Consider the following 12,270-nt stretch of genomic DNA (forward strand, 5'->3'; position numbering starts at 1 on the left):
TTATAATCCTGAATTACTTCTGATATCTGCTAATAAGTTGACTGATGCTTCCTGATCTCCAAATTTTCCCATTTTGATAAATAGGTTTACAGAACTGTCCTTGCCTTTGAGTAGTCTAATATTAAAATTATCTATTCCTGTTTTATTGAAGAAGCCTTTGTCTACGATATATGTACCTGTAATGCTAGCAGAATCATTGCTTATATTACTAGTCTTTACCTTATCACTGTTATTATTTAGAGCTAGAAGAGTTGCATTATAGACACTCTGTAGGCTTGTGTTATTGATTTCGGCACTAAGAGTACCATTGACAAGGCTCACAATAGAGTCTCTAGTTGCATTTAGATCGTTAGATAAATCAGTGTTGTTAGAGCAACTAGTAAGAGCTAGGCTTACTAGTATAAAAATCCGTAATTTAAGAGTTTTCATGAGGATTATACTAATCTATAGGGTAATAGCTTAAATTTTATAGTAGTATTTAGTCTTTGTAAATTAGCTATATCGAGCCTATGCTCTTGAAAAATTAATAACAACCCCTATACTCTACAAAAGAAGATAAGAGGTTTTGGAGACGCTGTGTCTGTATATAATCAGTTTGAAGAATTATTGGAGTTTTTAAACAATTGTGTTGTTGGTCAAGAAAATTTAAATAAACGTTTGTTGATAGCATTATTAGCTGGGGGGCATTTGCTTGTAGAAGGTGCACCAGGACTTGCAAAGACAACGGCTATTAAAACACTATCAGAAAGTATAGATTGCTCTTATCATAGAGTACAATTCACACCGGATCTTTTACCGGCAGATTTGACAGGTACAGATATATATATACCTCAACAACAGAGCTTTGAGTTTCAGTCAGGGCCATTGTTTCATAACTTGTTACTTGCTGATGAGATAAATAGAGCCCCTGCAAAGGTTCAGTCAGCATTGCTTGAGGCTATGGGAGAGAAGCAGATTACAGTTGGTAAGAAGACTTATCCTTTGTCTAATCTTTTTATGGTGATGGCTACGCAAAACCCAATTGAGCAAGAAGGTACTTATCCACTTCCAGAAGCACAATTAGACAGATTTATGCTTTTTGTGAAGATTGAGTATCCGGATCCAAAAACTGAAGCAAAGATTCTAGCTATAAGTAGAGGTGAAGCGCTAGGGCATAAGTTGCGCTACCCAAATATTTCTCAAGAAGCAATTTTTGCAGCACAAAAGGGAGTATTGAATGTTCAGATGTCAGCAGCTCTTGAACAATATATTATCGAGTTAATTCTTGCTACTAGAGATCTATCAAAATATAGTCCAAGTATCAAAAAATGGATTGCCTTTGGCGCTAGTCCTAGAGGAACGATAGCGTTAGATAGGGCAGCTCGAGCACATGCTTGGTTATCTGGCAATGACTATGTATCTCCTGGAGATGTCCATGCAGTTATATATGAAGTCCTACGTCACAGAATATTATTAACATTTGAAGCAGATGTTGATGGTATTAAAAGTGATGATGTGATTACTGAATTGCTAAAGGCTGTGCCAATCCCTTAGAGTATCTTCAATGAAAAGTTATAAAGGTGTTAAGGCTGATATTCAAGAGCTTTTGAATCATCGCTATCAGGCAAAGTCACTAAAATTATTTGCTAATCAGAAAGTTAATACGACTAATGCTGGTACGAATATCTCTAATGCTAAAGGTCGTGGTATGGACTTTGATGAGGTAAGACATTATCAAGCTGGCGATGATATTAGATTGATGCACTGGTCACTTACAGCAAGACTTGGTAAGCCATATACTAAAGTTTATCATGAAGAGCGTGAACGTAGTCTGTATTTTATTGTTGATCAGAATAGTACAATGAATTTTGGTACAAGGGAATGCTTTAAGTGTGTTAAGGCTGCCAATACACTAGCATTGTTGGGGTTTGGAGCATTAGAGGCGTATGATAAGGTTGGTGGTATCATTTTTGATGATCAAGGTTATAATTTCTATCCTGCAAAACAAGATAAATCAGCGCTGATCAAAATGTTTAATTTTATAACGATGGATCACAAAGATTATCAGCTTAAATCTCAAAAGAAACTAGCGGATGTTATAAAGTTTCTGTATGCGAAAGTTCGTAGTAATAGTGTGATAATTATTATTAGTGACTATAGTGGTTTTGATGAGCAAGCAAAACAGTATCTTAAATTATTGAGAGCTAAAAATGAGGTTATAAATATCTTTAGTTATGATCCTATAGAAAAGGAGTTACCTGCTTTAGATACATATTATTTTAGTGATGGTGAGCATCGTATCGTATTAGATGCTGCAAGTAAGAAACAAAGAAGTGTTTATAAAAGCCTTTATCACGAAAGATATACTACGATAAAAGATTTTTCACGTAAGAATAAGACAGGGTTTATTGAGATAGCAACGAATGATGATTTGGTTAAAGCAATAAACTATGGGATAGCTAATTATGCAAACTAATGATCTTTTGGCTCAATTAAAAGATATTTATTTGCCAGCGAAGGTCTCTCAATGGTGGCCTTTGGCTTATGGGAGGTGGTTGCTTTTAGGTTTGATTGTACTAGCTTTTATTATCTTCTTGATTATTCTACACTTCAGAAAAAAGAGAAATAGTTACAAGGATTCTATTGTTAATGATTTTAGAATGGCAATAGAAGAGACTCAACAAAATAACCCGAAAGAGGTTTTGCAGAATATTTCTGTATATCTAAAAAGAGTAGCATTACAAAAATTTCCAAATCAACAAATTAAAACCCTACATGGTGAGCAATGGCTTGAGTTTCTTGACTCTAAAATGAAACATCAAAATTTCAAAAATACCAAAGCCAATATGTTAGCAAACAGTTATAGAGCTATTGAATTAGATAAACAAACACTAAATGAAATTTTGACTGTGGCAGAGCAGTGGCTAAGGAGAGTATTGTGATTAATATAGAATATCCTTGGTTTTTGGTTTTGATTATTTTACCTGTTATAAGTTATTGGATATTTCCAAGAGTAAAACATGATAAGCAACTGGCACTAAAAACACCATTTTTTGATCAGTTAAAATCTCAGTTGAGAGGTAATAAAAACGGAGACTTTTCCAAAGCAAATTATCTTAAATATATTCTAAGCACTATTTGGATATTATTGATTATTTCAGGTTCTGGTATCCAGTGGTTAGGCAAACCGGTTAGCTTACCGCAAAGTGGTAGGGATCTTATGATGGCTATTGATCTATCTGGTAGTATGGCTATCCAAGATATGCAGAGGTCAAATGGTAATATGGAGTCAAGATTTGATCTTGTAATGCGTGTTGCTAATGAGTTTTTAGATATCCGTCAAGGAGATAGAGTAGGTTTGATACTTTTTGGTACTTGGGCATATTTACAAACGCCGTTGACTTTTGATATTCCAACTGTCAAAAAAATGCTTGATGATGCTAGTATTGCTTTACCAGGTCCACAAACTGCGATAGGAGATGCTATAGGTTTAGCAGTTAAGAAGCTTAAAAGATACCCAGGTGATTCTAAAGCCCTTGTTTTGCTAACAGATGGTGAAAATAACTCTGGAGCGTTACAACCTTTGCAGGCAGCGGAACTTGCTAAACAATATCGTATAAAAATATACACCATAGGATTAGGTGGCGGACAAATGATAGTTAAGACTACTTTTGGTGAAAGATTAGTTAATACATCAGAGGATCTAGATACAGAAGTATTACAAAAAATTGCCACAATGACAGGAGGGAAGTTTTTTAGAGCTCAAAATAGTACTGATTTAAAACAAGTATACGAGTCGATAGATCAGCTAGAGCCGATAGAGTCAGACAAAACAGTGGTTAGACCAGTTACATATCTATATCCTTGGAGTCTTGGTTTTGCATTGTTGTTAAGTTTTGTAATGACTATGGTATGGTTGAAGCGTAGGAGAGGATATTAGTATGGATTTTCATTTTCTGCGTCCGTTGTGGCTGTTAGCATTAGTGCCTATTGTAGTTTTTGTTATTTTACTTTTTAGAAGTTTCTCACAAGCAAATAGTTGGGCTAAGTATTGTGATAGTCATTTATTAGAGCATATAGTTGTAGGTAAGCAGTCAAAAACTAAACAGTCATTAGTACCATTTTTATTTTTGTGCTTGTGGATTGTATCTGTGCTAGCATTAGCAGGTCCTACATGGAAATATAAAGATGTGCCGGTATATCAAGAAAATGTTTCGCGAGTTATTGCTTTAGATGTTTCACAATCTATGGATACTACAGATGTTTCTCCAACTAGACTTGAGAGGGCAAAATATAAGACTTTGGATATTTTGCGTAGAATAAAAGAAGGTCAGGTTGGGATGATAGTATTTTCAAGTGAGCCATTTGTTGTCTCGCCATTAACATCTGATGCAAATACTGTTGAGAACCTTGTCCCTGTTATTAATTCAGATATCGTGCCTGTGCAGGGTAATAATATCTATAAAGCTATAGAAAAATCTGCTCAGTTAATCACTCAGGCTGGTGCAAAAAAAGGTCAGATAATTTTGATAACAGATTCAACACCATCAGCTGATACCATCGCTAAAGCAAAACAGTTAGCAGAGCAAGGTATAGATACTGATGTATATGCAATAGGAACTCCGAAGGGGGGTATCGCTAAAGATGACAAGGGTAATTATATAAAAGATGATGGAGGCAATATCCAGTATTTTGGTATAGATATGAATCAACTTGAAGCATTAGCAAAAGCTGGATCTGGAAAATTAGAGACTTTAACTGCTAATAATACTGATGTTAAAAAGTTATTATCAGATACACAAGGTAATGGTAAAAAGAAATCAGATAAAAAGTCGGCAAATATCTTTTGGCAAGATGAGGGGATTTATTTTATTTGGTTACTGGTAGCTATGAGTTTGCTATTTTTTAGAAGAGGTATTTTGGAGAGAATATGTCGCTAAGAAGATTAATATTTGCTTTGTTATTATTACCATGTTTTTGTTTTTCGAATAAGTGGAATGATTTATGGCAAACAAGAGATCAACAAGGTATGAACTATTATGATAGTGGTAATGCAAAAAAGGCGGCTGAAGCTTTTGAAAATAGTAATTGGAAAGGTTCTTCATACTATAAGGCTGGAGACTATCAGAACGCATATCAAGAGTTTAAAAAAGATGATTCAGCTAAAGGGTTGTATAATCAGGGTAATGCCTTAACGCATATGGGCGAATACAAGAAAGCTATAGATGCATATACAAAAGCTATACAAAAAAGGCCAGATTTTGCAGATGCAAAAAACAACTTAGAAGTAGCTAAAGAGCTAGATAAGCAAAAAGATAATCAGCAGAATTCTCAAGATAATAAAGATAATAAAGATAATAAAGATAATAAAGATAATAAAGATAATAAAGATAATAAAGATAATAAAGATAATAAAGATAATAAAGATAATAAAGATAATAAAGATAATAAAGATAATAAAGATAATCCTGAGCAATCAGATACTGCAGATCAGCGCCAACAAGAACTAAATGACAAAGAGGCGAATAAGCTTCTAGCTGTGATAAATGATAATCCAGGGGGACTTCTTAGAAATAAATTTGCGCGTGACTACCAGAGGATGATAGGAGATAAGCGTGAGAACTAAATTATTAAAATTAGTAAGTATGCTTTTGCTGTTAATCGCTGGATTGAATATTAGTTATGCTAATGTCACAGCTAGTGTGGATAATACTCATCTTGAGTATGGAGAAACTTTTGAGCTAATACTCCATCTAGATGATTTTGACACCCAACCTGATTTAGATGTTTTAGATAAGGATTTTACAGTTTATAACACTAGTACCAGTAGTAAGACTACTGTTATAAATGGTAAATCAAGCTCACAATTTGAGATGATTGTCACGCTTATGCCAAATAGATCGGGTAATTTGACAATACCTGCAATTGAGGTTGGTAATCAGTCAACAAAACCAATCTCTATAAAAGTAGATAAAAAACTCTCAAGCGAAGAAGCAAGTAATTATCAGGATATATTTGCTATAGGAACACTAGCTACAAGCGAAACTTATGTTAATGTGCCTGTGTTGTATACTCTGAAGCTGTATTATTCGACACCTATTTTGAGTCTAAATCCCAGAAATTTTGATATAAAAAACTCTGAAATAAAACAAACCAATCATAGAAGAACTTATCAAAAACGCATTAATGGTAAAATGTATGATGTTGTTGAAGAAAGTTTTTTGATAATTCCACATAGAACAGGAACTATTGCTATCCCAGCTATCGCAATGCAAGCGACTATTCCTAATACATTTGGTCAGTTAGGAACTCGGGTCAAGACTCGGGTCAAGAGCTTCTCTACCGATGCTAAATTCTTAAGAGTTAAGCCAATTCCTGAGAAAATCGCTATTAAAGATTGGTTCCCTGCATCAGATGTTAAAATTAGTGATAACTGGTCAGCAGGAGATACTTTGAAAGAGGGCGAGCTACTAACTAGGACTGTAACTATTAAGGCAAAAGGAGTCTTAAGTGAAGATATTCCTAAATTAGAATTTAAATCTTCGGATGCTTTTAATGTTTATCCTGAAAAGCCAGTACTTGAGGATGTTGAGCAAGGTGGTCAGCTAATAAGTACAGCGACTTACAAGATTGGTTATATGCCTATTAAGCAAGGTAAAACGACAGTTCCTGCTATTATATTAAAATGGTTCGATATTGATAATAGTAAATCACAGCTTGCGACAATAGCTGCGAAAACATTTGATGTCAAAAAAGGTGCTATACCAAGTACAAGTTTTAATGCAAATAGTCAGGCTACACCACAAGTTATAAAAAAGGTTGTTGAGGATACTTTTTGGCGGAATGTGGCTATAGGGCTTTTTGTATTATGGCTGATTACATTTATGCTACTCATAAAGTGTAAACTAACTCGAAAAGCTAAAAATATAACTGAAGAAAAGTTTGTTACAGATGATAAAAATCCTGCAAGCATAAAAGATATTAAAAAAGCATGTGTTAATAAAGATAATATACAGCTTCAAAAAGCTATAATTGGTTGGGCTAATACAAAAAGTGATAAGCAACTCTTTTCATTATTAGAGGTTGCCGAGATATTCCCACAATTAAAAGAGCAATTAAAGTCGTTAAATGCAAGTATATATGCAGGAAAAAGTTTTAGTAATTACCAAGAACTGTTAAGTTTAATTAAGAGTACAACAAAAAATACTAAATCTAATACACTAGTTAAAGGTTTGTATGAATATGTAGGGATCATGAAATAAGTATATTTATATTTTTGACTTTTGCTGTTTCAGTGAATTTACAAGCTGTTCTTGTAACTGGTTTTAGTCCTTTTGGTGGAGAAAAGATAAATCCATCTTGGCAAGCAGTTAAACAGCTTCCAGACTCTATTGAAGGTGTTAAGGTTATTAAAAGACAAATTCCGGTTACATTCAAAGGCTCTGTTAATGAGCTAGATAAGTTAATCAAAGAATATAATCCTGATGTGGTTATTGCAATTGGCGAAGCTGGAGGTAGAGCAGCAATCTCTATCGAAAGAGTAGCATAAATGTCGATGACGCTAGGATTGCAGATAATGATGGCTATCAGCCTAAGGATGTCAAAATATCAACAAATGGTGATAATGCTTATTTCTCTAAGTTACCAATTTATCAAATCCAAGATGTAATCCAAGCGCAGGGTATTCCGGCATATATATCTAATAGTGCGGAAACATATGTTTGTAATCATGTAATATATCACTTGCTAGAGACATATCCTAATAAGGTAGTTGGATTTATACATGTGCCATATGCACCACAGCAAGTTGTAAATAAAGCCGATATACCTAGTATGAGCACTAATGATGCTACTAAAGCATTAAAGATTGCTATACAAGAGTCATTAATTAAGCACGGGTAGCTAACATGACAAAAGATTGGAAATATTATTTAGGATTGTTGTTATTTATCTTATCATTTGTGCCTTATATTGTGGTTTTTTGCATAATGCCTTTTTTTAGGGTTATCTACATCTAGCTATTTGGCGATCTCATCAGTTTTACTTGTTAGTGCAGAGGGAATCTTTCTGATATCAGTTATGCTTTTAGGTAAAGTAATAATTGATACGATAAAGTCAGTGATTAAGACAATTTTTAAATCAGCTTTTACAACACAGAAGCTGATTGGTCGTACAAGGCATAGGATTGGTTTAGTAATGTTCTTCGCTAGCTTAGTATATCTAACATTATTACTTGAGATGATACTTATTTTTGATAAAATTAATCAAGTTGGGTAACTAAATATGATGCTTATCTTGTTCAGTGGGGATATTATTTTTATGGCTAGTTTTTTTGTCTTAGGTGGTGACTTTATCAGTAAATTAAAATCAGTATTTAGGTACAATAACTAAGCATGATTTAACTAAGGGATACAAGATATGTTTCATGGATTTAAGTTAATAGTTTGTTTAACTCTAGTGCTACTACCTTTTAGTCTTTATGCAAAAGATAAAAGTTAGATTATTCTAATTTTCTCGGGACTTGGACTAATGTGGATAAAAACACTCGATCCATAGTTAAATTTGAAATAACTGCCGATGCTAAAGGTAATCCTTTGATTAGTCTAAAGGGAAATTGTTCACCAACATTTTGTGATATTGGACCGTATAAACTAGTGTTATATGGAGATAGTGTAGCATCTAAAAAAGAGGTATCGGCTATTGCTAGTTATGATATTGATTGGTCGAAAGGATATTATATACTAAGGCTAGAATCAGCTGATAAAGTGGAGCTTTCTTCGTATACTAGTTATGATGATTTTAGGACTAATAGTTATACTTTAGGAGTCTTTATAAAGTCAGACTCAGTAGATAAATAGTATCTAGTCATTTGTCTATAGATTCTATTTGTATTATTATGGTTGTGTATTTTGATAGATAGCTAAATTGTGATTTTTGGAGTGTAATATTTGTGATGAAAGTAGAGTTTAGAGTTTTACAAACGCCAGATATTAACCAAATGCTAAAAGTGTTGATTGCTACAATTATCAAAGAGTATAGCGAGCGCAAAACAATAGCAGTTCTTGCTCCTACAGGTATTGCAAAACAACTTGATAATGATTTGTGGCAAGATGGTCAAGATTCTTTTATACCGCATCATTGTGCTATAGCTGCTAGAGAATATAATCAATATAAAAATATTCTGATTCTTATCACAGATAATTTATTTATCACTTCAGGTTATGATGTTTTGATTAATATTATGGAAGTAGTAGTTGATCCTCAACGAGTAAAAATCAAAGAGTTAAAAGAGTTTGTTTATCAGGAAGAAAGAGCTTTGCAGGCTTCGCGTAAGAAGTATGTTTACTATAAGAACTCAAATTTAGAAATAACTACTACCAAAGAGAGTTAGTGTTGTTATCGGACATAGCTAGCTTATTGATGATAAACCTTAGTATTATTTAACTAGTGACTAATAGTACTTTCTAAAGAACTTTGTTAAAATTATCAGTGTTAATTTTTTCTATAAACTTATACATTTAGGCATTATAAATGACTCAAGAGATGAATAAAAACTATAATCCAAAAGAAATCGAACAGTCTAATTATCAAAATTGGGAAGCTTCAGGTAAGTTTGCATGTGGTAACTCAAATTCAAAAGATACTTATACAATCATGCTACCACCACCGAATGTAACAGGTACTTTGCATATGGGACATGGTTTCCAGATGTCATTGATGGATATTTTGATCCGTTATAATCGTATGTCTGGCAAAGATACGCTTTGGCAACCTGGTACTGATCATGCGGGTATTGCTACACAAATGGTTGTAGAGAGACAGTTAAATGCTCAAGGTATCTCAAGACATGATTTAGGACGTGAGAATTTCGTAAGCAAGGTTTGGGAATGGAAAGAGCTATCAGGAGGCATTATTACATCACAGATGCGTAGAATAGGAGCTTCTCCAGATTGGAATCGTGAGAGATTTACAATGGATGATGGCTTATCTGATGCAGTTAAGAAGTGCTTTATCAAACTATACGAAGATGGTTTAGCATATCGCGGTGAGAGGTTAGTAAACTGGGATCCTAAACTAAAGACAGCTGTTTCAGATCTTGAGGTTGCTCAAGTAGATAAGCAAAGTTCTCTTTGGCATTTCGTATATCAGGTAGCTGATAGTGATGAGAAGATTATAATTGCAACAACTCGTCCTGAGACAATGCTTGGTGATATGGCGGTCGCAGTGCATCCAGAAGATGAAAGATACACTCACTTAGTTGGTAAGATGATAAATCTACCACTTACAGATAGACAAATTCCAATTATCGCTGATGATTATGTTGAGAAAGATTTTGGTACAGGATGTGTAAAGATCACTCCTGCTCATGACTTTAATGATTATGAAATGGGTAAAAGACATGATTTGCCAATGCTAAATATTTTAACTGATGATGCGACATTAAATACAAATGTGCCATCAAAATATCAAGGCTTAGACAGATTTGAAGCACGTAAGCAAATAGTCGCTGATATGGATGAACTAGGTCTTTTAGATAAGATAGAACCACATGCGCTAAAAGTGCCAACTGGAGATAGAACTAGAGAAATTCTTGAGCCATATCTAACTAAACAATGGTTTGTTAAAGCTGATGTGCTTGCAAAACCAGCGATTGAAGCGGTTGAAAAGGGCAATGTAAGGTTTGTTCCGGATAATTGGAAAAATACTTATTTTGCGTGGATAAGAGATATTCAAGACTGGTGTGTATCTCGTCAGTTATGGTGGGGTCATAGAATCCCAGCTTGGTATGATGAAGCAGGTAATGCTTATGTCGGCGAAGATGAAGCAGATGTTAGAGCTAAATATAATTTGGCTAATGATATCGCTATCAAACAAGACGAAGATGTATTTGATACTTGGTTCTCATCTGCATTGTGGCCATTTAGTACACTAGGTTGGCCTGAGAAAACTCCTGAGTTAGCAAAATACTATCCAACAAGCGTACTTGTAACTGGTTTTGATATTATCTTCTTCTGGGTAGCTAGAATGATGATGTTTGGTATGTACTTTATGAATGATGTGCCATTTAGAGATATTTATATCACTGGTCTTATCCGCGATAGCGAAGGTCAAAAAATGTCTAAATCTAAAGGCAATGTTTTAGATCCTGTAGATTTGATAGATGGTATATCATTAGATGAGCTTCTGAAAAAGAGAACTACTGGTCTAATGCAACCACAGATGAAAGCTAAAATTGAGAAAGCGACTAAAAAAGAATTTCCTGAAGGTATCAGCGCGTATGGTGCTGATGCGGTGAGATTTACTTATGCGGCATTAGCTTCTACATCGCGTGATATCAGTTTCGATACTGCTAGGGTAGAAGGCTATCGTAACTTCTGTAACAAGCTTTGGAATGCTTCAAGATTTGTGATGATGAACCTTGATGATTATAAAGTTTGTGGTAACTATGAGTTAGGTGTGGCTGATAAGTGGATTTTGAGTGTGTTAAACACTGCTACTGCTGATGTACATAGACATCTTGTTAACTATCGTTTTGATTTAGTAGCAAACACTATTTATGATCTTGTATGGAATAACTATTGTGACTGGTATGTTGAGTTTGCAAAAGTTGCTCTAAAAGATGATTCACTATCTGAGCAACAAAAAAATGGAGTTAAATATACTCTTACTAAAGTTCTAGAGAATATCCTTGCTTTAGCACATCCTCTTATACCATTTATTACTGAGAGTATTTATCAGCAGTTAAAAGCACATTTAAATGATGCTAAAGATACAATTATGGATGTATCTTATCCTGTATCTACTCAAGCTTTAGAAGCTCCAGAAGCTGAAAAAGCTATCGTATGGCTACAAAATGTTGTTACAACTCTACGTAATATGCGTAGTGAAGTAGGTATCAAACCATCTTTAGAGATTTCTTTAATTGTTAAAGATGTCGCAGATACAGACAAAGAATATCTTGCTCAAACAGAAGGATTTATAAAGGCTCTAGCAAGAGTAAGTAATATTGAGTTTAATGATAATCCACCAACATCTTTATCACAGATTGTCGAAGGGCTTGAGTTAAATATTCCGTTAGCAGGTTTGGTTGATATTGATGCTGAAAAAGCAAGATTGGATAAAGAGCTAGACAAGCTAAAAGGCGAAGTTGATAGAGTACAAAAGAAACTTTCTAATGAAAGATTTGTCTTAAATGCTCCAGAAGCAGTAGTTGCTGCAGAGCAAGAAAAGTTAGCTAAGTATCAAGAGTTATATGCTAAAACTTTAGAGAAGAAAGAGTTTTTAGGATAA

At 34.1% G+C, this 12,270-nt stretch carries 11 protein-coding genes and 2 pseudogenes; 12 read left to right on the plus strand and 1 reads right to left on the minus strand.

What is annotated here, in order from left to right; genetic code table 11:
* Window positions 1–429, minus strand: a complete 429-nt coding sequence (locus tag FNO12_RS00880; RefSeq protein ID WP_014714288.1) for a DUF3568 family protein — start codon at window positions 427–429, stop codon at window positions 1–3.
* A 147-nt stretch (window positions 430–576) separates the two neighbouring features.
* On the opposite strand from FNO12_RS00880, the gene FNO12_RS00885 reads away from it, so the two are divergent.
* The 12 genes and pseudogenes from FNO12_RS00885 (at window position 577) to FNO12_RS00940 (ending at window position 12,270) form a co-directional block, all read left to right on the plus strand.
* On the plus strand, window positions 577–1,533 hold the full coding sequence (locus FNO12_RS00885) for an AAA family ATPase (protein WP_014714289.1): 957 nt from the start codon (window positions 577–579) through the stop codon (window positions 1,531–1,533).
* A gap of 10 nt (window positions 1,534–1,543) precedes the next feature.
* Window positions 1,544–2,455 carry a DUF58 domain-containing protein gene (locus tag FNO12_RS00890; RefSeq protein ID WP_014714290.1) on the plus strand — a complete coding sequence of 304 codons (912 nt, stop codon included), beginning with the start codon at window positions 1,544–1,546 and terminating at the stop codon, window positions 2,453–2,455.
* On the plus strand, window positions 2,445–2,921 hold the full coding sequence (locus tag FNO12_RS00895; RefSeq protein WP_014714291.1) for a DUF4381 domain-containing protein: 477 nt from the start codon (window positions 2,445–2,447) through the stop codon (window positions 2,919–2,921). Before FNO12_RS00890 ends, FNO12_RS00895 begins: the two co-directional genes overlap by 11 nt.
* On the plus strand, window positions 2,918–3,919 hold the full coding sequence (locus FNO12_RS00900) for a vWA domain-containing protein (RefSeq protein WP_014714292.1): 1,002 nt from the start codon (window positions 2,918–2,920) through the stop codon (window positions 3,917–3,919). Before FNO12_RS00895 ends, FNO12_RS00900 begins: the two co-directional genes overlap by 4 nt.
* A 1-nt stretch (window position 3,920) precedes the next feature.
* Complete coding sequence (locus tag FNO12_RS00905; RefSeq protein WP_014714293.1) at window positions 3,921–4,919, plus strand: vWA domain-containing protein; 999 nt, start codon at window positions 3,921–3,923, stop codon at window positions 4,917–4,919.
* On the plus strand, window positions 4,910–5,605 hold the full coding sequence (locus FNO12_RS00910) for a tetratricopeptide repeat protein (RefSeq protein WP_048349401.1): 696 nt from the start codon (window positions 4,910–4,912) through the stop codon (window positions 5,603–5,605). The genes FNO12_RS00905 and FNO12_RS00910 overlap by 10 nt, the downstream gene beginning before the upstream one ends.
* Window positions 5,595–7,241, plus strand: coding sequence for a BatD family protein (locus FNO12_RS00915; protein WP_014714295.1), 1,647 nt, complete (start codon window positions 5,595–5,597; stop codon window positions 7,239–7,241). The genes FNO12_RS00910 and FNO12_RS00915 overlap by 11 nt, the downstream gene beginning before the upstream one ends.
* Window positions 7,238–7,881, plus strand: a pseudogene (pcp, locus tag FNO12_RS00920) (pyroglutamyl-peptidase I). The gene FNO12_RS00915 and the pseudogene pcp overlap by 4 nt, the downstream one beginning before the upstream one ends.
* Before the next feature lie 5 nt (window positions 7,882–7,886).
* Window positions 7,887–8,370: pseudogene (locus tag FNO12_RS00925) on the plus strand (transporter suffix domain-containing protein).
* 140 nt (window positions 8,371–8,510) lie between these two features.
* Complete coding sequence (locus FNO12_RS00930; RefSeq protein WP_014714297.1) at window positions 8,511–8,837, plus strand: hypothetical protein; 327 nt, start codon at window positions 8,511–8,513, stop codon at window positions 8,835–8,837.
* Window positions 8,838–8,932: 95 nt separating this feature from the next.
* Complete coding sequence (locus tag FNO12_RS00935; protein ID WP_014714298.1) at window positions 8,933–9,370, plus strand: DNA polymerase III subunit chi; 438 nt, start codon at window positions 8,933–8,935, stop codon at window positions 9,368–9,370.
* Window positions 9,371–9,510: 140 nt separating this feature from the next.
* A complete protein-coding gene (locus FNO12_RS00940; protein ID WP_014714299.1) occupies window positions 9,511–12,270 on the plus strand; it encodes a valine--tRNA ligase in 2,760 nt (919 codons plus the stop codon).

The organism is Francisella orientalis FNO12, from assembly GCF_001042525.2.
GTDB lineage: Bacteria > Pseudomonadota > Gammaproteobacteria > Francisellales > Francisellaceae > Francisella > Francisella orientalis.

Bases quoted from the DNA above. Each gene is read 5' to 3' on its own strand.
- FNO12_RS00910 (WP_048349401.1), top strand. From the start codon at position 4,910: ATGTCGCTAAGAAGATTAATATTTGCTTTGTTATTATTACCATGTTTT.
- FNO12_RS00890 (WP_014714290.1), top strand. From the start codon at position 1,544: ATGAAAAGTTATAAAGGTGTTAAGGCTGATATTCAAGAGCTTTTGAAT.
- FNO12_RS00895 (WP_014714291.1), top strand. From the start codon at position 2,445: ATGCAAACTAATGATCTTTTGGCTCAATTAAAAGATATTTATTTGCCA.
- FNO12_RS00905 (WP_014714293.1), top strand. From the start codon at position 3,921: ATGGATTTTCATTTTCTGCGTCCGTTGTGGCTGTTAGCATTAGTGCCT.
- FNO12_RS00940 (WP_014714299.1), top strand. From the start codon at position 9,511: ATGACTCAAGAGATGAATAAAAACTATAATCCAAAAGAAATCGAACAG.
- FNO12_RS00935 (WP_014714298.1), top strand. From the start codon at position 8,933: ATGAAAGTAGAGTTTAGAGTTTTACAAACGCCAGATATTAACCAAATG.
- FNO12_RS00880 (WP_014714288.1), bottom strand. From the start codon at position 429: ATGAAAACTCTTAAATTACGGATTTTTATACTAGTAAGCCTAGCTCTT.